The organism is Candidatus Acidulodesulfobacterium sp. H_13 (assembly GCF_048541835.1).
In the GTDB taxonomy this organism is placed as follows: domain Bacteria; phylum SZUA-79; class SZUA-79; order Acidulodesulfobacterales; family Acidulodesulfobacteraceae; genus QIJE01.
The window spans coordinates 808,731-829,751 of record NZ_JBLEOY010000001.1 but is presented as its reverse complement, the minus strand read 5'-3'; the positions used below and the strand labels follow the sequence as shown (position 1 = coordinate 829,751).

The following is a 21,021-nucleotide window of genomic DNA, read 5'->3' as shown; positions in this document are numbered from 1 at the left end:
GTAAAAGTTTTATGAGCGATAATCCTGAGTTTTTAGAGATATCGGATGATGACATAAAAGTCGCATTTAAAGAAATTAGGACATACATCGATATTTCACCGGAAGATTTTAAGATAATATATGTTCATGCCCTAAATCACGCAAGGGCCAGATCACTTAATGTTACGGTGGACAAAGTGATGACTAAAAATGTCATATCTATAACCAAAGAGTTGAGTATTAAAGATGCAATTCAATTATTATCCGAAAATGAGATATCTTGCTTGCCGGTTGTAGATAAAAATAATGCGGTAGCAGGCATCGTTACGCATAAAGATGTTATAGCTGCAACCGGTATCGTCAAAAATCATACTTTAAGGGATATAGTGAGGCATCTTACCGGCGTGCCTACTCCCCATCAGAATACCGTTTATGCTAAAACAGTCGAAGACATAATGTCGTCTCCCGCTATCGCCATCCTTTCCGACACTGATATAAAGGATGCGGCACATAAATTAATCGAAATGAGAATCAACAGCCTACCGGTTGTGGATAAAGATAATAAATTAGTGGGCGTTATATCGACCAAAGATATCGTTAATCATACCGGAGGAATGCAATTATGAATAAATATTTTCAAAAAATGAAAGGTGGCGGAACGCGTCCTTCAGGCACGAATGTTCCGGAGGTTTTTTGGTCGGGGGTCGGTTCTTTTTTGGGTATTTTTGCATGCGGATATCTTTCGTTGAGCTATTTTACTCTTCTTGATTTAACTTTGTTAATAGGTTCATTTGGAGCCTCTGCCGTTCTCGTATATGCGGCGATAAAAAGTCCGCTTGCGCAACCAAGGAATCTTATAGGCGGACATGTTATATCCGGGTTGGTCGGCGTAGCAGCTTATCAGCTTTTTAGTTCAAATTTGGTCTTAGCCTCGGCTGTTGCCGTGTCTTTTGCTATTATGGCAATGCTTGCAACCAAAACGTTGCATCCCCCAGGAGGCGCAACAGCACTTATTGCCGTCATAGGAGGTGTCCCCATACATCGTTTGGGATTTCTTTATGCGTTAATTCCGGCAGGTCTCGGAGCGGCGGTTTTATTAGTTGTAGCCCTTTTAGTAAATAATATGTCTGAAAATAGGAAGTATCCGGAATATTGGTTTTAGTGCCGTAAATTTTGATTAACATTTGATAAGCGGTGAACACCAAGCGTTTATTCGGCAATGAGAATGAAATCCGATTAGTATTGTTGAGACAACAACTGAATAGGCAGAATCTGTCCTGCGGAAACAGGTGTTAAGGCGCTTTAAATATGCTCGTATGATTATGGCAAATCTGAATAAGTAGTGCTCGTTAAAACTACAAATTTTCTTTAGAGAATAATGCGTTTATTTGAATCAATGTGTCCTAAAAAAGTAATAGCGCATAATATACCGCCGGATTAAGAGCTGGAGTTTATTTTATAATCGTTATAAATGGTTTTAATCTCTTTATCGGTTAAGCATCTTTTTGTCTTAACCGATAAAGCCCTAATAATAATAAGAATATTTTTAGCATCCTCGTTTGTTACTTGTAATCCCATTTTATTCAATTTATATTTAATCACATTAGAGCCGCTGTGTTTACCTATTAGGAGTTTTCTTTCGGTTCCGACATATTCCGGCGGGAATGCTTCATAATTTATGGGATTTTTCAGTATTCCGTCGGCATGAATTCCGGCTTCGTGGTAAAAAATATTTTTGCCGAAGATTGGTTTAGAATCGGGAATAGGTCTTCTCGTTATTTTTGATATAAATTTTGCTAATTCTTTTGCTTTTATAAAATCAAATTTAATTTTTTTGTTTTCTATAAAATTTAAATATGCGATTACCTCTTCTATAGCGCAATTTCCGACTCTTTCTCCAAGCCCCGAAATGCTGCCGGATAAAGATTCCGCTCCCGCCTCTATGGCCGAAACCGAATTTGCCGAAGCCATTCCGAAGTCGTTATGAGTATGGATTTCAAGTAATATATGTTTAAGCCTGCCGCAATCTTTTATCTTTTTTATATTTTCATACATCTTTATGGGATTTAATATGCCGACCGTATCGGAATATCGGTATTTATATGCCCCTTCGTCTTCGGCAATACTCATAATTTCTATTACAGATTTTATGTTCGCCCTCGAAGAGTCTTCGCCCCCCACGGAATATTTTACCCCTTCTTTGCTTAGTATCCTCAAAATATCTATGAGGCTATTCTTGACATATTCAAAATCTTTCTTTAATTTATATTTTATATGGATTTGCGAAACGGGAACGGATATATGTATAAACTTAAGTCCGATATCTAACGATGCATAGATATCTTCTCGCTTAGCCCTGTTCCAGCCTACTATTTTTGCTTTAAGCCCCTGCTCGTTTATCTTTTGAATCGCTAATTTTTCGGCTCCGCCCATTACCGGAATTCCTGCTTCTATTTCATCTGTGCCTATTTCATCTAATGACCCGGCAATCAATATCTTCTCGTCTGCCGAAAAAACAATCCCCGCCGTTTGTTCGCCGTCCCTCAAAGTTGTGTCGTTGATAATAATTTTTTTCATGTTAAATTATAAGCATATTCTATGCCGTAGACCGGACAGTCTTATCTGGTTGCAGAACGCTCTCTTTCGCTCTGCCTCATATAAATATTTTATGAATGATTTTTAAAGACTTGCATTATTGCCGTTTATTTAATCAAATATGCTTAAAAATTAAGCAAAAAATAAATTAAGCATTGCAAAAAAAAGAAGACAAAGGCCGTAACCCGATATAATTTATAAAATACCATTAAAAAAATACAATGGCATGAAAATTGCTTGTATACATGTTAAATCAAGAATGAAGCAAAAAACAGTTTATTAAACGACCTTTTTAACATTTTAGAATTAAGCGCAATTGGGCGCATATGGCAACGACGCCGTAATCAAAGGGATGTTCACATTTAAACCTCTCTTTGACTGCGGTTTTTTTAGTTATAACGGTGATTTAAATTAAATAAAATTATTTATTTTGGAGGTAAAAAAATGAGACAAGTAGCTATTTACGGTAAAGGAGGAATAGGGAAATCCACTACTACTCAAAATTCTTTGGCCGCGCTTGCAGAACTCGGCAAAAAGGTGATGCTTGTAGGATGTGATCCTAAGTCGGATTCCACGAGACTGCTTCTCGGCGGAAAATGTCAGGAAACCGTATTGAATTCCGTTAGGGAGGTCGGGCAGGAAAATGTTACGGAAGAAGATGTTTTTAGAATAGGATTCGGAGGTATTAGATGCGTTGAATCCGGCGGACCGGAACCGGGCGTAGGATGTGCGGGAAGAGGTATTATTACTTCCATTACTACGCTTGAGCAGTTAGGTTCTTATGAAAGAGAACTTGATTATGTTTTTTACGATGTTCTCGGCGATGTTGTATGCGGCGGTTTCGCAATGCCTATCAGAGAAGGATATGCAAAAGAGATATATATTGTTTGTTCAGGAGAACTTATGGCCCTGTATGCCGCCAATAACATATGCAAAGGCGTTCTTAAATTTGCAAATTCCGGCGGAGTTAGGATAGGTGGACTTATTTGTAATTCAAGAAATGTCGATAACGAAAGAGAAATGGTAGCGGAATTCGCAAAGAAGCTTGGGACACAGATGATACAGTTTATTCCAAGGGATAATATTGTTCAAAGGGCTGAAATAAAAAAACAGACCGTTATCGAGTATGATAAAGATTGTTCTCAGGCAGATGTTTACAGACAACTTGCAAAGAATATCGAAGACAATGATATGTTTATAATACCGAAGCCTATGACGATGCAGGATCTTGAAGATCATATGATGAGATTTGGCTTCATGGAAGAATATGAAAGGACGACTAGCAAGAAAAACCTTGCGACGGCGTGATATTAAAAATAAAATTCTTAATTATTGCAGGTTTATTGGGTAATATATATGAATAGAGATGGGATCGACCTGAAATTAAAATTAGATAAAAATGACGGCTGTTTGCAGATTGAAAAACATCCGTGTTTCAACAAGGAAGCGGCAGAGCTTTACGGCAGGGTTCATTTACCGGTAGCCAAAACATGCAATATTTCATGTAACTATTGCCACAGGGATTATGATTGTCCGAATGAATCTAGACCAGGGGTTACATCAAGCTTGATTACCCCGGAAGAGGCCGTGTGCAGGATATATGACGTTAAAAAAATTTTTAACGATATAAGCGTTGCGGCGGTTGCAGGTCCGGGCGATAGCTTGGCGGAGCCGTATGATACCATGAAGACCTTTGAACTTGTTAGGGCGGAGTTTCCGGAGGTTGCTTTGTGTATGAGCACAAATGGCCTTAATTTAGCCGATAATTTGAACGAACTTGAAGATAGAGGCGTAAAATTTATAACCGTAACCCTTAATGCCGTAGATATATCTATTTCTCGCAAAATTTATAGGTACGTTAACTATAAGGGTGTTGTTTATACGGACAAAGATGCTGCAGGATTATTGTTGGAACGGCAAATAGAAGGTATAGATAAGGCGGTAAAAAGGGGATTTACTATAAAAATAAATTCGGTTCTGATACCGGGCATAAATGATTTTCATATAAAGGATGTTGCCGAAAAGGCAAAAAAACTCGGTGTATATATGTTTAACGTTATGCCCATGATATCTGCCGAAAAATCATATTTTTATAAGATAGGCGTAAAAGGCGCGAACAGAAAAGATGTTATTAATATTACGAAAGGGCTCAGCGGTATCAATGTAATGGAACATTGCAGGCAATGCAGGTCAGATGCCGCCGGACCCTTGAATGAAGATTTGAGTAAAAAACTTTGTGAATCGGAGGTGGATGAGGATGCCGGAGAATGCGGTCTTAGGTTGTAATCTCTCAAAAAATCTTAGCTTTTCGCAGGACGAAGAGCTCTATATAGCGACAAGCGATACTGAAATAAAGATGAAGAACGATTATGCCCCGTTTGTCGATAAAATTTTAACCGATATTTCGTATGTTCCGAATAAGGTGTTGGATCTCGGCTGCGGTCCCGGTTATATCACGAGAAGAATCAATGAGGTTCTGCCGAACTGTTTCGCTTTAGGGGTAGATAAGTCTGCTACTATGATAAATCATGCGAATAAAGTTTTAAGGAGAAGGTTGGAAGACGATTGTGCTTTTCAATCCGGTATCGAAATTAACGGCGCAATGCATGCTAAGCTTAAAGACAAGGCGGCTTATTTAAGTTATTGCGATTTCAGGATCAAATACATAATCGCAGATAGCGCAAATCTTCCGTTCGGTAATTTTAGTTTTGATTTAATTATACTTAAGGGGACGTTTAAATGCTTAGACGATAAATTAAACTCTTTAAAAGAAATATACAGGGTATTAAGTTACGGCGGCGAAGTTTTTATATACGAGTTTAGAAAGGATATTCCGGAGGATGAATTCAATCTGCTTACAAAGGATATGAAGCCTCAAAAGGTAAATTTGCTAAAACGTAAATTAAACTGTTCCTTAGATATACCTGAATATAAAAAATACTTGTTTGAAGCAGGATTAGCCGGGTGTTCAGAAATAAAGACGGACGGATTGGATTTGAAAATAAGAATATCTAAAAATTGTTGATAAAAAAGGAGAAAGCAGCGATGAGTATTATGGAAGGGTTTAAGGGCAATATTGATGATTATATCAATGCGCCGCGCCGCTCCGGCGGTAAATGGGTTCCACACTTTTTAATAGATTTTGATAAGGATAATTGTATATCATGCTGCAGGTGTATCAAGGTTTGTCCCGGAGGAGTTTACGGGCTTGAAGACGAAGGGGATAAGATGATTATTAGGATAGAAAGCATGGATGATTGTATCGGCGATATGTCGTGCGAAAAGGTTTGTCCTAAAAATAAGACTATGCATCTGCACAAATTTGCGCCGCTTACGAAATAGTGCGTTAATTTATTGATTTAATATAAAATAAAGGAGTTTTAAGATGGCTGTTGACTTTAAAGAAAGCGAAGATTTGGTCGAAGAGGTCCTTAGCGTATATTCCGAAAAGGCAAAGAAAAACAGGAAGGTTCATTTCGGCATAAACGATAAAGAAAATTGCGGAAGTTGCGTGACAAAATCTAACATGAAATCTCTTCCTGGTGTTATGACGCCGAGAGGTTGCGCATATGCAGGGTCGAAAGGAGTGGTATGGGGACCGGTTAAAGATGTTATTAATATAAGCCACGGTCCGATTGGATGCGGAATGTATAGCTGGGGTACGAGAAGAAACCTCGCTAACGGAGAGATTGGGGTCGAAAGCTTCGTGCCGTTTCACTTCACTACGGATTTTAGGGAAAGAGATATAGTTTTCGGGGGCGATAAAAAGTTGGAACAGGCGATTAATGAGCTGCATGAGCTTTTTCCCACGGCAAAGGGTATGATCGTAGAATCGGAATGTCCGATAGGTTTGATAGGCGACGATATAGAAGCGGTTGCAAAAAAAACGTCGGATGAGTTAAATATTCCGGTTATTCCGGTAAGGTGTGAGGGTTTTAGAGGGGTAAGCCAGTCCTTGGGTCATCATATAGCAAATGATTCGATAAGGGATTTTGTCGTCGGGAAAGGCGAAGTGGACGACAGTAAAAAAACACCGTATGATGTTGCCATCTTAGGAGACTATAATATAGGCGGTGACGTTTGGGCGTCAATGAAAATTTTTGAAGAGATGGGCCTAAATGTTGTAACTCATTGGTCTGGCGATGGTTCCATAGAGGAAATGAAAATAACTCACAAGGTAAGCTATAATCTTCTGCATTGCTATAGGTCGATGAACTATATCGCGAGGCATTTTGAGGAGGCTTACGGTATTCCATGGGTTGAATACAATTTCTTCGGTCCCACTAAGATAAAAGAAAGTATAAGAAATATTGCAAAATTGTTTGATGAAAATATTCAAGAGAAGTCTGAAAAGGTTATTAAGGCATATGAGCCTAAAATGCAGGAGGTTATAGACAAATATAGACCGAGGTTAGAGGGTAAAAAGGTAATGATTTTGGTTGGTGGCTTGAGGCCTCGTCACATAGTAGGCGCATATGAAGACTTAGGAATGAAGGTCGTATCTACGGCATATGAATTTGCCCATAGCGATGACTATGAGAGAACGACTAAGGAATTAGAAGACGGAACTATCATTACGGACGATCTTAACGAGTACGAATTCGTAGAGCTTGCAAAGAAACTTAAACCGGATTTGGTCGCCTCCGGAATAAAAGAGAAATATATTTTTCAAAAAATGGGGATACCTTTTAGGCAGATGCATTCTTGGGATTATTCAGGACCTTATCATGGTTACGACGGGTTTGAAATATTCGCAAGGGATATGGATCTGGCAGTAAACAGCCCGTCATGGAAATTAGTTAAACCATTATGGAAGAAATAAGAAATATTAAAAATATATCGGAGGTTCGACTATGGAAAAAGAAGAAGTAAAGAAGATAAAAGATTGGATGAATACAGAAGAGTATAAGGAAAAGAATTTTAACAGGAAGGCTATAGTAATAAATCCTGCAAGGGCATGTCAGCCGCTTGGAGCAGTACTTTGCGCCGCTGGCTTTGAGGATACGATGCCGTTTGTTCATGGTTCGCACGGATGTGTAGCATATTATAGAAATAATTTATCCCGTCATTTCAGGGAGCCGCTTGCGGCGGTCTGTACGTCTTTGACGGAGGACGGAGCGGTTTTTGGTGGGCAAGCAAATGCATTTGATGGTTTTAAAAATGCATTGACTTTATATAAACCTAAAATGCTTGCTATATCGACTACATGCATGACCGAGGTCATTGGAGACGATTTGGGTTCGATAGTAGGCGGCGCAAGGGAAAAGGGATATTTACCCGAAGATATATTGGCTCCGTATGCGAATACGCCGAGCTTTGCCGGCTCCCACCTTGAGGGCTACGACAGCATGCTTAACGCAATAATAGAAACCCTGTGCGCAAAATCCGACGTAAATGAAAATAAGTCGGATACTATAAATATAATTCCCGGTTTTGATACGACTACCGGTAATATCAACGAGATTAAGAGGATCTTAAAAATATTTGGGGTAAGCCATCTTGTTTTGGCCGATTATTCCAATACGTTGGATTATCCGTTAAACGGCGAATATAAACTTTATCCTAAAGGGGCTACAAAACTTGAAGACGTCAAGAAATGTATGAACAACAGGGCTACAATAGTGCTTCAAAGATTCTCGGCGAAAAAGACGGCGGCAACATTATCCAAGAAATTTAATCATGAGGTTAGAGTCGTCAAGAGCCCCATAGGAATAAATTATACTGATGAATTTCTCATGGTGGTTTCCGAGCTTTCAGGAAAGGAGATCCCCGGAGAGATTGAGGATGAAAGGGGAAGAGCGATAGACTCCATGACCGATGCGCAGCAATATATACATGGAAAAAAATTTGCTATATTCGGCGATCCAGATATGCTCGTGGGCTTAACAAGCTATCTTTTAGAGATGGGCGGAATTCCCAAATATGTGTTATGTTCCAACGGCACGGAGGAATTTAAAAAAGAAATAGAGGATTTATTCGCCTCCTATTCGGAAGGAGAGGGCGAGGTTTATATAAATAAAGATTTATGGCATTTAAGGTCTTTAATCATGACGGGACCGGTAGATATGCTTATGGGACCGTCTCACGGTAAATTTGCGGCGAGGGATGCTAAAATTCCCCATATTAGAATAGGCTATCCGATATTCGATAGGGTGAATATTCATAGGTATCCCCTATACGGATATAGCGGAGTAATTAATTTAACGACATGGATCGTTAATAAATTTATGGATATTCTCGACGACGAAAGCGATGATGCCCATTTTGAGCTTATGAGGTAAAGCATAATAAAGGACGGATAAAAGGGGGTAAAGTAAATGGGCGCAATAATAGCAAAAGAAGAATATTTTGACGAACCTACTTGCGAACATAACAACGTCGCAAAGGATAAGAAGGCTTGTAAAACCGCAGTACCCGGTTCTTCCACGGGAGGGTGCGCTCTTGACGGAGCATATATAGTTTTAAGCCCTATCAAAGATGCCTTAAATGTGGTTCACGCACCGATAAACTGTCTCGGTAACAGTTATAGCCAGAGGACTTCCGTTGCGGATAAAAGCGAAGATTATTATATGTACGGTTTTACTACGGCAATAAATGAAAACGATCTTATATTCGGTTCGGAAGGTAAATTAAAGCAGGGAATAATTTATGCTTATGACAGGTTTAAGCCAAAAGGTATCTTTATTTACAATACATGCGTACCTGCCTTGACAGGTGAGGATATTGAAGGGGTTTCGAAGGAGTTAACGGCAAGACTTGAAATTCCGGTAGTTCCGGTTCTTTCGCAGGGGTTTTCCGGAAATAAAAATCTTGGAAATAAAATTGCGGGAGATGCTTTATTCACCCATATTATCGGAGAGAGCGAACCCGACGATATAGATTTGCTATCCAATTATAACGTAAATCTAATCGGCGAATATAACATAAGGGGAGAGCTTTTTTTGATAAAAAAAGCCTTAAAATCAGTCGGAGTGAATGTTCTTTCTACTATTACGGGGGATTCTACTATAGGAGAAATAATGTATTCGCATAAGGCAGGGCTCAATGTCGTAGTGTGCTCCAAGGCGTTAGTATATCTGGCAAGAAAAATGAAAGAAAAATTTGGGATTCCCTATATAGAAGGGTCCTTTTTCGGTATGTCTTCTACTAATAAATCTATTATGGATATAGTAACTTCTATTGGGGACCATGAACTGATAGCAAATGCTAAAAAATATGTAAAAGTAAGAACGAAGAATACCGAAGAAAATATTTACGAATATAAAAGATTTTTGGCGGGTAAGAAGGTTCTTCTCTATACCGGCGGCGTAAAAAGCTGGTCATTGATATCCGCATTAAACGACTTGGGATTAAGAGTAATCGCTACCGGAGTTAAAAAGAGTACAGACGAGGATAAATTAAGGATAAAAGAATTTGATGAAAACGGAAATATAATAATGCTTGATAACGGAAATCCGATAAACCTCATTAAAATAGCGAGAGAAAACGAAGCGGACATTATGCTTGCCGGCGGAAGAAATCAATATACCGCAATAAAGTCTCTTATTCCGTTTTTAGACGTAAATCAGGAAAGGTTAAATCCTTACACGTCATATGAGGGTATGGAGTTTTTGGCTAAGAGGATTTATTTTGAGATTAAAAATCCTTTATTTAAGTTATTGAGAAAAACAAATATAAAATTATGATGAATCCGATAAAAAATATTGAAATTAACCCGCTAAACGCAAGTCAGTCTCTGGGCGCCGCAATCTTCTTTTTGGGATTAAAAAATGCTGTAGTCCTTATGCATGGTGCCGTGGGCTGTGCAAGCTTTGACAAGGTAACGCTGACGAAGCATTTTCGGGAGAACATTCCCATAGTTACGACGGCGCTAAATGAATCCGGAGCGATTCTCGGTGGCGATGATTTTCTGATATCCGGAATCAATAATGTCTATGAAAAAATGAAGCCGGATTTTATAGGCGTTGCGTCATCAGGTCTCACGGAGACTAACGGCGAGGATATCGAAAGTATAATCAGCGATTTTAAAGAAAAACAGGCATCAACATTTCCAAGGGTGATTTACGCCGGTACCCCGGATTATAAGGGTGGGTTTGAAGACGGCTATGTACAGGCAATGTTGGCATTGTTGAAAGAGTTTTCGCTTAAAAAATCAAAAAAATATAAGTCTAAAAAAATAAAAAGCGTAAACGTATTTTGCCCACCGTTTTTTACCCCTCAGGATTTTTTGGAATTAAGAGAGGTATTAGACTATTTTGACTTGAAGCCCATTATGATACCGGATTTAGGTTTGTCATTGGACGGTCACCTCGATGAGGGAGGCTACCTGCAAACCACCGGTGGCGGGCTTAGTGTTGAAAATGCCGAGGATATCGGTCGTAGTGAATTTAATATAGTAATAGGTTTGAGCTTAAAAAGTATCGAGGGTATTATTGAAGAGACTACAGGCTTAAAAACATATTATTTTCCGAATATATGCGGTATTGAAAACAGCGATAAATTCTTTCGTTTTTTATCAAATTCGACAGATAAAGAAATCCCGGAAAAATACAAAGAACAGAGAAAACAGCTTATGGACGTATATTTAGATGCCCATTTTTATTTTTCCGGAAAGGATATAGCGGTGGCGCTCGGGATAGATCTTTTGGATTCTTTTTCGACGATTTATTCCGAAATAGGTGCAAATCTGAAGATAGGAATATCTACAAAGTATGACGATGACGTCAAATCGAGGTTTTCTAATTTTTACGAGGGTGATTTAGACTTATTGGGTGCTTTCGGGAAGATCAATCTCGTCGTTTCTAATACGAATGCAAAATTTTATGCCAAAAAATTAGACATACCTTTACTTAGGGCAGGTCTTCCAATAATAGATGAAATAGGGCATAATCTTAAGCATTATATACTTTATAGGGGAGCCATCAATCTTGTTGTCGAAAGTGCAAATTTGCTTAATGAAGAATGATTCATATTTTAGCGATATAAATCCATCAATTTAAACTGTTTTAAGGAGGCGAGGAAAAAATGAGAGTGGGTTTTGCCACGACTGATAATATTTTAATCAATGACCATTTCGGATGGGCTAAAAATTTCGCAATATACGAAATAAATTTTGACGGTTTCAAATTTGTAGAGAATAGATGTTTTGAAGAAAGTGACGAGGAGGAAGAGTTTAATAAGATAGACAAAAAAATAGATAAATTAAAGGATTTAAAGATTATTTTTGTGGGGAACATCGGCGGGGTTGCGGCTGCTCGGGTCGTAAAATCCGGTATTCATCCGATTAAATCAAAACCCAGTGATACGATAGAAGGTGTCATGGAGAGTCTTAAGACGGTCTTATCCAAAAATCCTCCACCTTGGTTAAAAAAGATTATTGTTAAAGAAAATGCAGCCGCCGGACGCTCAGTTTAAATTTTATGGAAGATTGGCACAAACTTTGCAAATTTATAAATTATGAAAGACGAGAAGGGTTTAAATTTGAATATAAAAGTCTTGGTCGTAGATGATTATAAGGAAAGAAGAAAGGAGCTTGGGGTTATTTTAAGTTCCATTACGACTAAGATATACGAAGCGGATAACGGCGCATCCGGGGTCATGGCTGCGGAAGAGTTTAAGCCGGATATTATCTTTATGGATATAAAAATGCCGTCTATGAACGGGATTACCGCCTGTAAAAAGATTATGGAGAAAAATCCGGTGCCGGTTATTTTCTTAACCGCCGGAGTCGGAGATATAAAGGATTACGATAAGTATATGGAAGAGTTAAAGGGTTCCGGTGCATTTTCTTATATTATGAAACCGGCGAGGAAGAGTGAAATTTTAGCTCAAACAATAATTGCCATAGAAAATTTTAAAAGGCTGCAGGATATAAAAAAGGAGAATGAAACCTTAAAACAATATATCGAGGATAGAAAGTTGATCGATAAAGCAAAAAATATGCTGATGGAAAAAGAAAGTATAACCGAAAGGGAAGCCCACGGCAGGTTGCAAAGATTAAGCATGAACAGCGGGCGGCCGCTGGGGGATATTGCAAGAGCTATTATTCTGACGAGTTCCAAGTAAATAAGTTATATAAAAACATAATAAAAAAAGGAGACGGCGTATGGAAATGGTAAGGGCTATAATTAGACCGGAGAAAGAAAAGGATGTCCTTAAAGCACTTGAAGAAAATGGATTTGTTTCGGTTACGAAGATGCACGTTTTCGGAAGGGGCAAGCAAAAAGGGATTAGAGTAGGGGAAGTAGTTTATGATGAACTGCCTAAATTAGAGCTTATGGTTGTCGTAAAAAAAGAAGATGCAAATAAGGTTTGCGATATCATTCAGGAAAATGCCGTTACGGGACATATAGGAGACGGCAAGATATTCGTAATGCCGGTTTCGAAGACATATACCGTGAGGACGGGCGCAGAAGGTCTGTAATACGGTATTTTATTTAATTTATACTATGGGGATTTTATGGAATCAAAATTTGAAGAAAATATCGTAGATATTATCGCTATAATAAGAAGGCATAAAATTCAGGATACAAAAGATGCATTAGATAAAGAAGGTTTTAATCAGGTAACTTTTTATTCTGTTCACGGCAGAGGAAGACAAAAGGGCAGCGGGGGGCTTGCAAACGAGCTTGATCCGGGATTAGATATGATTAATAGCAAAATAGACATTGCCGATAACGATTATAGTTTTTTGCCTAAAAGAATGTTGTCGTTGGTGGTAAAGGATGACGATGTCAATAAAGTAGTAAAAATTATAACGGAGGTCAATCAGACCGGCCATTACGGAGACGGCAAGATATTTGTAATGCCGGTAAAGCTTGCCCTTAGGATAAGAACGGCGGAAGAAGGACTTTACGCTATAAGTTAATAGGCATTTTGCTCTATGGCAAGCAGTCTGATTTTTAAGCTGACGCCGCCGCCGCTTGAATAACCGCCCGGTTTGCCGCCGGAATATATTATTCTATGGCATGGTATGATAATGGGTGTTTTATTTATGGACAAAGCGGTTGCACAGGCTCTGGAATATCTTTTGCCATACCCCGCCATATTAGCGAGTTCTTTGTATGACATAGTTTTACCATATTTAACATTCCGAAGGGCCTTAAGTATCCCTTCGGAGAAATATGAATATGAGGTAAAATTTACCGGTATTTCACAAAAATCGGTACTCTTGTGAGAGAAATAATTATCTAAAAGGTCTATTAGGTTAGACAGATGACGCAAATGGCTGCAATCATTTTCGGATAGTAATCGCATATCGTCCTTGTAATCAAACGGCTTGCTATCCGAGTTTTTTATTCTTATTTCCTCAACGTATTTATCGGAAACGGTTATATCTAAGCTTAAAGTTTTTGTTTTAAATTCGAAAGCATATATCATACCTATTATATATTGATATTGACGATTGTATCGTCAATCAGCGTTTGGATGATGTTCCGGTTCCGTTAGCGCATGAGCAGCATCCGGAAGCCGGTGTTGCCGTTGCGGCGCTTTTGTCCGCAGGCTTATTAGCTTGATTATCTGATGCAGATTTTTTTGAACTGCCGTAGTCGGTTTTATACCATCCGGTACCCTTTAATACGAAGCTTGAGTTTGAAATAAGTTTTTCTAATTTTCCACCGCATTTAGAGCAGTTTTCCAACGGCTTTTCGTTAATGCTCTGAATGACCTCAGTGTAATCGCCGCATTCCTTGCATTTATACTCTCTTATAGGCATTTTAAGAACCTCCAAAATATAATATACAGTTTATTGTCTGATTGTGATATTATATCATAATTAATATTTCTTGAAAATATTTTTAAGATTGTAATATCGTATAAATTTTAATTTACGTAAAATAAACAATCGTGAAAAACGTTGAATCGTTAGAATACTTTAAAACCTTGGACATCGGCGTCTTAGATGACGTAAGGTCTCGCTTTAGAGAAGAAACATATAAGGCGGGGGAGAATATATTTATAGAAGGAGATATATCAAAAGGGATATATTTTGTCGCTTCGGGTACGGTAAAGGTTTATAAGTCTTCAAGGGACGGCAAGGAGCAGATCCTTAAACTTATTTATGAGGGAGATTCTTTTAACGACGTTACGGTGTTTTCAAGCGATATGAGCCCGGCTTCGGCGGATGCCGTTACGGATGTAAAATTATATTTGTTATCCCGCGATAATACGATCGATTTAATATATAAATACCCTGAGATATCCTTGAATATAATAAGAAGTTTTACGGAAAAATTGAGATACCTGACAAGTAGGATAGAGGATCTCTCTTTAAGACATACCCAGGAGCGAATTGCAAACATACTTCTTCTCTTCGACGGGCAGAGGCTGAGTCGAAAAATAATTGCCGATATAGCCGGAACCGCTCGAGAGGTTGTTTCGAGGACGCTGAAGGATTTTGCGTCTAAGGGGATTATAAAGGTGGAAAAAAGAGATATTATTATATTAAACAGGGAAAAGTTAAAAGACTCGGCTGTATAATATAAATTCCGGATTTTTGATCAACAACCAAATGCGTATTATAAGTGGAGCGTTAAGGGGAAGAAAAATCCCAAACGTATATAATGTCAAAAATGTATCGCCGTCATCGGATTTTCTAAAGGGAGTTTTGTTTAACATGCTCGGCGCCGATATAGAGGGCAGGATTTTTTGCGATTTATACGCCGGTTCCGGAAACATCGGATTCGAAGCTATTTCAAGGGGTTCGGCCTCCTGCGTTTTCGTGGAAAAATCACCGGAATTAATATCTATCATTACGAAACTGTCTAAGCAATTTGATATCAGAGAGAGAGCTGAGATTATAGAAAAAGATGTTTTGAGAGCCTTAGACGAAGGGTTTTTAAAAGAATATAAACCTGATTACGTATTTATCGACCCGCCTTACAACTCCGGTCTTTGCGAGAAAACGATCAATAGAATTACATCCGGAGCCGATTTCCATTATGCCGACAACATTATCGTCCAGCACGATAAGCGGGAGATTTTATCGGAAGAGTATATTGGTTATAGACTAATAAAGAAAAAAACACACGGTAAATCTATTTTATCGTTTTATCATGTGTTATGAGATCCACTTCCAGTTTTTAATCTCCGGCATATCGTCGTCATATTCTAATATGTATCTCTTATGGTCCACTAATTTGTCTTCCATCTCTTTTTTTATGTAGGCTGCTTTATACTTGAGAGATTCTATCCTGTCTACGGTATCCATGACAAGGTGAAACCTGTCTAAATCGTTCCTTACCGCCATATCGAACGGCGTTGTAGTGGTTCCCTCTTCTTTGTAGCCGCGTACATGAAGATTTTTGTGGTTTGTTCTTCTGTAGCAGAGCCTGTGAAGCAACCAGGGGTATCCGTGAAATGCAAAAATAATGGGTTTATCTTCCGTAAAAAAAGTGTCGAATTCTTTTTTGGATAATCCATCGGGATGTTCCTCTTTCGGCGTCAAGGTCATCAGGTCTATCACGTTAATCACCCGTATTTTGAGTTCCGGTACGAGATTTTTCAAGATAGATACTGCCGCAAGCATTTCCAATGTTGGAACGTCTCCCGCACATGCCATTATTACATCCGGCTCTTCACCCCTGTCGCTGCTGGCAAAATCCATTATTCCGATCCCCCTTTCGCAGATTTTTATTGCAGAATCGATATCATACCACTGAAGTTCTTTCTGTTTGCCGGCAATTATAAGATTTACCCTGTTTCTGCTCTTAAGACACTTATCTGCTACTACAAGCAAAGTGTTTGTGTCGGATGGCAAGTAAACTCTTATATATTTAGGTTTTTTTGTTATTACATGATTGATAAAGCCCGGGTCCTGATGAGAGAAACCGTTATGGTCCTGCCGCCAGACGTGTGATGTTAAAAGATAATTTAAAGAGGGTATGGGTCTTCTCCATTCCACTTCATCCGCTTCTTTAAGCCACTTTGCATGCTGATTAAACATAGAGTCTATTATATGAATAAAGGCTTCATAGCATGAAAAAAACCCGTGTCTTCCGGTCAACAGATATCCCTCAAGTAAGCCTTCGCACGTGTGTTCGCTAAGCATTTCTATAACTCTTCCCTTATGGGCCAAATGGTCGTCGTAATTAAAAATATCTCCCCACCACTGCCTGTCGGTTGCTTCAAAAACGGCGTTAAGCCTGTTGGAGTTATGTTCATCCGGGCTAAAAATCCTAAAATTATTCGGATTTTTCTTAACCACATCGCGCAGATAATAGCCCAACGTAGTAGTTGCCTTTCCGTAAGTCGCCGCCGGTTTTTTCACTTTTTCCGCATATTCGGAAAAATTCGGAATAATTAAATTTTTTAATAACGACCCCCCGTCGGTGTTGACGTTTGCACTCATTCTTTTTTCTTTTTTAGGCGTAAAATCTCTTATAGAATTTATTAACGTACCGTTTTCATTGAATAGCTTATCGGGTTCATAAGATTTCATCCAGTCTTCCAGTATTTTTATATGTTCAGGTTTTTCTTTAAAATCAGTAATTGGAACCTGATGGGCACGCCAGTATCCCTCAAGTTTAAGCCCGTCTATTTCCTTGGGACAGGTCCATCCCTTGGGGGTTTTTAGTATGACCATGGGGTATGGCGGCCTTTTGAAGCCGTTATTTGCGTTTGCCGCTTCGTTTCTAATAGAATTAATTTGTTCGGAAATCTTATCTAACGTCGAAGCCATTTTATCGTGGGCGATATTTATCTCTTCTTCTTCCACTATGTAGGGCAGGTATCCGTAACCCTTAAATAAATCGGTTAATTCCTCTTCACTTATACGCGCCAGTATCGTTGGATTATTTATTTTATAACCGTTTAGGTGAAGAATCGGAACAACAATACCGTCGGTCAAAGGGTTCAAAAATTTATTTATATGCCATGAAGTAGCCATTGGTCCGGTTTCCGCTTCTCCGTCTCCAACTACGCAAAATATGGTTAAATCGGGATTGTCCAATACCGCTCCGTAAGCATGGCTTAGAGCGTAGCCCAATTCTCCGCCTTCGTGAATTGAACCGGGGGTTGTCGGCGATACATGACTCGGAACCCCGCCCGGGGTGGAAAATTGCTTAAAAAGTAGTCGCAGCCCGTCGTAGTCCTCGGAAATATTGGGATAATGTTCGCTATATGTCCCCTCAATGTACGTATTTGCAATTATAGCAGGTCCGCCATGTCCGGGACCTGCTATAAATAGAGAATCTAAATCATATTTTTTTATGATTCTGTCTAAATGTGCATAAATGAAATTGAGCCCGGGGGATGTGCCCCAGTGCCCCAGTAATCTGGGCTTTATATGTTCAAGTTTCAGCGGCTCCCTGAGCAGCGGATTATCAAACAAATAAATTTGTCCTATGGTCAGATAATTTGCCGCATTAAAATACAGGTTAATCGTTTTAAGTTCATCTTCGGAAAGATAATTTTTAAATTCGACCTCCGCAATTTTCATTATAGCCCCCTTATTTTTATAATGTATCCATCTTGCTTGAATAGCCCCTTAACATAACCGAACTAAAAACTACGAATATATCGGAAACCGCCATTGCTCCGCCTGCCGCTATCGGCGGTAAGAGCCAGCCGGTAAAGTGGTAAAAAACTCCGGCGGCAAACGGAATACCCAACCCGTTGAACAGAAATGCCCAGAAAAGATTTTGCTTAACCTTGTTCAAGGTTTTCTTGCCGAGAGCCACACTTCTATAAACATCCGATATCTTACTCCTAACTAATATTATATCGCCGGTTTCCTTTGCCACGTCGGTTCCGCTGCCTATTGCTATTCCGACATCTGCTAAAGCGAGAGCCGGAGCATCGTTTATGCCGTCCCCGACCATAGCGACCTTTAAGCCTAAGTTTTTTAATTTTTTTACTTCGTTGAGTTTACCTTGCGGTAAAACATCTGCAATAACATTTTTTTCCTCTATTCCCACCTTGGCGGCAACATTTATAGCAGAATTATGATTATCTCCGGTTAAAAGGTATGAAGTAATGTTTTTAGATTTTAACTTTCTTATAGTTTCTTTTGCTTCCTTTTTGATCTTATCTGCGAGTGTAATAATTCCAACTATCTTGGAGTTCACGGAAACGCCTATTACGGTCTTTCCCTCCTTTGCATACTGCTTTTCAGGCTCGTTAAATTTACTTAAATCAATATTTTCGGATTCCAAGAGTCCCCTTTTTCCGATTAATACCGCTTTACCGTCGTAATTCATGCGTATGCCCAGACCGCTAATTTCCTCATAATCTGTAGATTCAACCTTGGTATCGTCGTGGTTGCCGCCTTTTTCCTTTTCTTTAAAATCCTTGTATTTATTAACTATTGCTGTTGCAATAGGGTGAGAAGAGAAACCCTCGCCATAAGCCGAGATTTTTAAAATCTCGTTCGGCGGTAGACCGCCTAACGGAATTATATCGGCGACCTCCGGTTTCCCGTGCGTAATAGTACCGGTTTTATCGAAGACAACGGCGGTTATTCTTGCAATTTCTTCAAGACCGGATGCTTTCTTTATTAATATCCCTTTTTCAAGGCCTATGGAGCTTCCTATCATAAGAGCCATGGGAGTAGCAAGCCCCATTGCGCAGGGGCAGGCTATGACCAATACTGCTATAGCGGCAGATAAGGCGAATAAAAAATTTGCGTGAAAAATAAATCTCCAGGATATGAACGAGATTAAAGATATTGTAACGACGATCGGGACGAAATAATTCGTTACCTGATCGGCAATCCTTTGAATAGGCGCTTTATCCGCCTGAGCATCTTCTACGAGCCTGACTATTTGAGAGAGCATCGTATCCTTGCCTACCCTCAATGCCTTCATTTTTATAACCTGTCCCCTGTTTATTGTTGTACCGCTTATCTCATCGTCAACCTTTCTCTCCACCGGCATGGGTTCGCCGGTTAGCATAGATTCGTCTATCTGGGTTTGTCCCTCTGCGATTACGCCGTCGACAGGGATTTTATCGCCCTTTTTTACTAAAAGAATATCTCCGACTTTTACGTTAGCCGTATCTACTTCTTCTATATCTCCGTCGGCGGTTACAAGATTGGATTTGTTAACCTGAAGTTTGAATAATGCTTTTAATGAAGAAGCGGCCCTTTGTTTGGATATCTTTTCCAATAGCTTTCCGGAGCTTATGAAAAGAATAAGCAAAACGGACGTATCGAAATAAAGATCACCTCTGCCTCTAAGTAGGAATACGTTCGCGACCGAATATAGATATGCCGCCGAAATACCTAGCGAAACTAAAACATCCATATTGGCGGAGAAACTCCTCAGGGAGTAATAAGCCCCTTTGTAAAATTTTAGTCCCGTTGAAAATTGGATTACGGAAGCGAGAATAAATAGGGTAATAACCCTGTCCCAATATGGCATGCCAGCGACGTCTATATATGAAAGGACAACCACCGGTATTGCGATTACAAGGGTGAATATAAGCCAGTAGAGGTCTTTTTTCCAGCTTTCTATCTTGCGAAACCATTTGTCGATAAACGAGATATGCGCGGTTGAGTCCAAAGATTTTTCTCCTGAGGTTGCCGGCTCGTCCATCGGTGTGTATCCGCTATCCTTTACAGCTTTAAATATAGCATCCTTGGACGTTATAGACGGATCAAACGATACAAACCCGTTTTCCCCCGCAAAATTTACGGCTACTTTTTTGATGCCTTTAAGCTTGCCAACGGCTTTCTCTACTGTCCTGACGCAATTTGCGCAGTGCATTCCTTCTATCGCAAACTTAATATTCTCGGTCTCGGGCTTTTTCATGCTGTCCATAGTGTTCTTAGTTGCAGAACCTTGCGGCACGGTTTGGGATGTTTCGTCTATAAGCTCGGCGCCGAATCCGGCAAATTTTACCATTTTAATTATTTCGCCGGACGAAGGCTTGTCCTCGTCAGAATATACATAGAGAGTCTCGGTTACAAAGTTAAGCTTTGCATCCCTAACGCCGTCCATTCTTTTTATGGTATCGACGATAGTCCCGGCGCATGAAGCACAATCCATTTTACTTATGCTGAATTTATATTGTTTTTGCTGCTCGACGGTGCTTGTCGCATCGTTTTTCTCCGCGGCTCCTTTCATTCCGCCGTGTCCGCCCTTTTCGGTATCGTACCCCGATTCTCTTATGGCTTTTTTAATATCGTCTGTTCCTAATGATTTTTCATTGTAGGTTACATCGGCATATTCACCCTTAAGGTTTACGTCGACCGAGATTACCCCCTTGAGTGAAGAGACTGCCTTTGTTACTGTTTTTACACAGTGTTCACAGGTCATTCCGTAAACGCTTATTTTTTCGCTTTTCATAAATTTACCTCCGGTATTATTATTATACCTCAAAAATGCTGATAAAATATTTGCACCTAATTATCGCTCTGCTTCCATGTATTATTGTATCCCCTAAAGCCCCTCTCGGGGCTTATTCTGCTGAAGCAGAGGGGGATTGAGAAATATTCGCAAAGGCGGT

The 21,021-nt window shown here is 39.4% G+C and carries 21 protein-coding genes; 16 read left to right on the top strand and 5 right to left on the bottom strand.

The features are described from left to right. Positions 1-11 precede the first annotated feature (11 nt). Both ACMCNP_RS04090 and ACMCNP_RS04085 read left to right on the top strand, forming a co-directional pair. Complete coding sequence (locus ACMCNP_RS04090; RefSeq protein ID WP_419314163.1) at positions 12-605, top strand: CBS domain-containing protein; 594 nt, start codon at positions 12-14, stop codon at positions 603-605. Continuing rightward, positions 602-1,141, top strand: a complete 540-nt coding sequence (locus tag ACMCNP_RS04085; RefSeq protein ID WP_419314161.1) for an HPP family protein — start codon at positions 602-604, stop codon at positions 1,139-1,141. The genes ACMCNP_RS04090 and ACMCNP_RS04085 overlap by 4 nt, the downstream gene beginning before the upstream one ends. Before the next feature lie 275 nt (positions 1,142-1,416). Here ACMCNP_RS04085 and ACMCNP_RS04080 read toward each other — a convergent pair whose 3' ends face one another. Next, a complete protein-coding gene (locus ACMCNP_RS04080; RefSeq protein WP_419314159.1) occupies positions 1,417-2,556 on the bottom strand; it encodes a homocitrate synthase/isopropylmalate synthase family protein in 1,140 nt (379 codons plus the stop codon). A 462-nt stretch (positions 2,557-3,018) separates the two neighbouring features. Between ACMCNP_RS04080 and nifH the strand changes: the two genes are divergently transcribed. The 12 genes from nifH to ACMCNP_RS04020 are packed head-to-tail and all read left to right on the top strand — an operon-like array spanning position 3,019 to position 13,441. Then, positions 3,019-3,882: a nitrogenase iron protein gene (nifH, locus tag ACMCNP_RS04075; protein ID WP_419314156.1), complete on the top strand. Its 864-nt coding sequence runs from the start codon at positions 3,019-3,021 to the stop codon at positions 3,880-3,882. 48 nt (positions 3,883-3,930) lie between these two features. Next, positions 3,931-4,860 (top strand): radical SAM protein, encoded by a 930-nt coding sequence (locus tag ACMCNP_RS04070; RefSeq protein WP_419314153.1) that lies wholly within the window; start codon positions 3,931-3,933, stop codon positions 4,858-4,860. Further along, on the top strand, positions 4,832-5,599 hold the full coding sequence (locus tag ACMCNP_RS04065; RefSeq protein WP_419314150.1) for a class I SAM-dependent methyltransferase: 768 nt from the start codon (positions 4,832-4,834) through the stop codon (positions 5,597-5,599). Before ACMCNP_RS04070 ends, ACMCNP_RS04065 begins: the two co-directional genes overlap by 29 nt. Positions 5,600-5,619: 20 nt before the next feature. Beyond that, positions 5,620-5,916 carry a 4Fe-4S dicluster domain-containing protein gene (locus ACMCNP_RS04060; protein ID WP_419314148.1) on the top strand — a complete coding sequence of 99 codons (297 nt, stop codon included), beginning with the start codon at positions 5,620-5,622 and terminating at the stop codon, positions 5,914-5,916. A gap of 43 nt (positions 5,917-5,959) precedes the next feature. After that, positions 5,960-7,396, top strand: a complete 1,437-nt coding sequence (gene nifD, locus ACMCNP_RS04055; protein WP_419314146.1) for a nitrogenase molybdenum-iron protein alpha chain — start codon at positions 5,960-5,962, stop codon at positions 7,394-7,396. Positions 7,397-7,427: 31 nt separating this feature from the next. Further along, positions 7,428-8,855, top strand: coding sequence for a nitrogenase molybdenum-iron protein subunit beta (nifK, locus tag ACMCNP_RS04050; RefSeq protein ID WP_419314143.1), 1,428 nt, complete (start codon positions 7,428-7,430; stop codon positions 8,853-8,855). A 36-nt stretch (positions 8,856-8,891) separates the two neighbouring features. Next, positions 8,892-10,259: a nitrogenase component 1 gene (locus tag ACMCNP_RS04045; RefSeq protein WP_419314140.1), complete on the top strand. Its 1,368-nt coding sequence runs from the start codon at positions 8,892-8,894 to the stop codon at positions 10,257-10,259. Beyond that, entirely contained in the window at positions 10,256-11,539 is a 1,284-nt protein-coding gene (gene nifN, locus ACMCNP_RS04040; RefSeq protein WP_419314138.1) for a nitrogenase iron-molybdenum cofactor biosynthesis protein NifN, read from the top strand. Before ACMCNP_RS04045 ends, nifN begins: the two co-directional genes overlap by 4 nt. Positions 11,540-11,598: 59 nt before the next feature. Then, a complete protein-coding gene (gene nifX / locus ACMCNP_RS04035) occupies positions 11,599-11,988 on the top strand; it encodes a nitrogen fixation protein NifX (RefSeq protein WP_419314136.1) in 390 nt (129 codons plus the stop codon). Between the two features lie 42 nt (positions 11,989-12,030). Then, positions 12,031-12,639, top strand: a complete 609-nt coding sequence (locus ACMCNP_RS04030) for an ANTAR domain-containing response regulator (RefSeq protein ID WP_419314133.1) — start codon at positions 12,031-12,033, stop codon at positions 12,637-12,639. A 40-nt stretch (positions 12,640-12,679) separates the two neighbouring features. Beyond that, entirely contained in the window at positions 12,680-12,997 is a 318-nt protein-coding gene (locus ACMCNP_RS04025; RefSeq protein ID WP_419314132.1) for a P-II family nitrogen regulator, read from the top strand. Positions 12,998-13,033: 36 nt separating this feature from the next. Continuing rightward, complete coding sequence (locus ACMCNP_RS04020; protein ID WP_419314129.1) at positions 13,034-13,441, top strand: P-II family nitrogen regulator; 408 nt, start codon at positions 13,034-13,036, stop codon at positions 13,439-13,441. On the opposite strand, the gene ACMCNP_RS04015 is transcribed toward ACMCNP_RS04020, so the two are convergent. Together ACMCNP_RS04015 and ACMCNP_RS04010 are read right to left on the bottom strand one after the other, a co-directional pair. Further along, the gene (locus ACMCNP_RS04015) at positions 13,438-13,953 is read right to left on the bottom strand and encodes a methylated-DNA--[protein]-cysteine S-methyltransferase (RefSeq protein WP_419314126.1); all 516 of its coding nucleotides are present in this window, start codon (positions 13,951-13,953) and stop codon (positions 13,438-13,440) included. The two genes, ACMCNP_RS04020 and ACMCNP_RS04015, sit on opposite strands and share 4 nt — an antisense overlap. A gap of 37 nt (positions 13,954-13,990) precedes the next feature. Then, positions 13,991-14,290, bottom strand: a complete 300-nt coding sequence (locus ACMCNP_RS04010; protein WP_419314124.1) for an FmdB family zinc ribbon protein — start codon at positions 14,288-14,290, stop codon at positions 13,991-13,993. 131 nt (positions 14,291-14,421) lie between these two features. Here ACMCNP_RS04010 and ACMCNP_RS04005 point away from each other — a divergent pair, with 131 nt between their 5' ends. After that, entirely contained in the window at positions 14,422-15,054 is a 633-nt protein-coding gene (locus ACMCNP_RS04005; protein ID WP_419314122.1) for a Crp/Fnr family transcriptional regulator, read from the top strand. A 31-nt stretch (positions 15,055-15,085) separates the two neighbouring features. Further along, a complete protein-coding gene (rsmD, locus tag ACMCNP_RS04000; RefSeq protein WP_419314119.1) occupies positions 15,086-15,640 on the top strand; it encodes a 16S rRNA (guanine(966)-N(2))-methyltransferase RsmD in 555 nt (184 codons plus the stop codon). Here the strand turns inward: rsmD and ACMCNP_RS03995 are convergent. Next, positions 15,635-18,013, bottom strand: coding sequence for a phosphoketolase family protein (locus ACMCNP_RS03995; protein ID WP_419314116.1), 2,379 nt, complete (start codon positions 18,011-18,013; stop codon positions 15,635-15,637). The genes rsmD and ACMCNP_RS03995 overlap by 6 nt on opposite strands. Positions 18,014-18,029: 16 nt before the next feature. Further along, entirely contained in the window at positions 18,030-20,861 is a 2,832-nt protein-coding gene (locus ACMCNP_RS03990; RefSeq protein WP_419314114.1) for a heavy metal translocating P-type ATPase, read from the bottom strand. Between the last annotated feature and the right edge of the window lie 160 nt (positions 20,862-21,021).

Coding starts and splice junctions, on each gene's coding strand:
- nifD (WP_419314146.1), top strand. CDS start 5,960: ATGGCTGTTGACTTTAAAGAAAGCGAAGATTTGGTCGAAGAGGTCCTT.
- ACMCNP_RS04020 (WP_419314129.1), top strand. CDS start 13,034: ATGGAATCAAAATTTGAAGAAAATATCGTAGATATTATCGCTATAATA.
- ACMCNP_RS04080 (WP_419314159.1), bottom strand. CDS start 2,556: ATGAAAAAAATTATTATCAACGACACAACTTTGAGGGACGGCGAACAA.
- ACMCNP_RS04090 (WP_419314163.1), top strand. CDS start 12: ATGAGCGATAATCCTGAGTTTTTAGAGATATCGGATGATGACATAAAA.
- ACMCNP_RS04065 (WP_419314150.1), top strand. CDS start 4,832: ATGCCGGAGAATGCGGTCTTAGGTTGTAATCTCTCAAAAAATCTTAGC.
- ACMCNP_RS03990 (WP_419314114.1), bottom strand. CDS start 20,861: ATGAAAAGCGAAAAAATAAGCGTTTACGGAATGACCTGTGAACACTGT.
- ACMCNP_RS04070 (WP_419314153.1), top strand. CDS start 3,931: ATGAATAGAGATGGGATCGACCTGAAATTAAAATTAGATAAAAATGAC.
- ACMCNP_RS03995 (WP_419314116.1), bottom strand. CDS start 18,013: ATGAAAATTGCGGAGGTCGAATTTAAAAATTATCTTTCCGAAGATGAA.
- ACMCNP_RS04015 (WP_419314126.1), bottom strand. CDS start 13,953: ATGATATATGCTTTCGAATTTAAAACAAAAACTTTAAGCTTAGATATA.
- nifX (WP_419314136.1), top strand. CDS start 11,599: ATGAGAGTGGGTTTTGCCACGACTGATAATATTTTAATCAATGACCAT.
- ACMCNP_RS04045 (WP_419314140.1), top strand. CDS start 8,892: ATGGGCGCAATAATAGCAAAAGAAGAATATTTTGACGAACCTACTTGC.
- nifN (WP_419314138.1), top strand. CDS start 10,256: ATGATGAATCCGATAAAAAATATTGAAATTAACCCGCTAAACGCAAGT.
- ACMCNP_RS04010 (WP_419314124.1), bottom strand. CDS start 14,290: ATGCCTATAAGAGAGTATAAATGCAAGGAATGCGGCGATTACACTGAG.
- nifH (WP_419314156.1), top strand. CDS start 3,019: ATGAGACAAGTAGCTATTTACGGTAAAGGAGGAATAGGGAAATCCACT.
- nifK (WP_419314143.1), top strand. CDS start 7,428: ATGGAAAAAGAAGAAGTAAAGAAGATAAAAGATTGGATGAATACAGAA.
- ACMCNP_RS04060 (WP_419314148.1), top strand. CDS start 5,620: ATGAGTATTATGGAAGGGTTTAAGGGCAATATTGATGATTATATCAAT.
- ACMCNP_RS04025 (WP_419314132.1), top strand. CDS start 12,680: ATGGAAATGGTAAGGGCTATAATTAGACCGGAGAAAGAAAAGGATGTC.
- ACMCNP_RS04085 (WP_419314161.1), top strand. CDS start 602: ATGAATAAATATTTTCAAAAAATGAAAGGTGGCGGAACGCGTCCTTCA.
- rsmD (WP_419314119.1), top strand. CDS start 15,086: ATGCGTATTATAAGTGGAGCGTTAAGGGGAAGAAAAATCCCAAACGTA.
- ACMCNP_RS04030 (WP_419314133.1), top strand. CDS start 12,031: ATGAAAGACGAGAAGGGTTTAAATTTGAATATAAAAGTCTTGGTCGTA.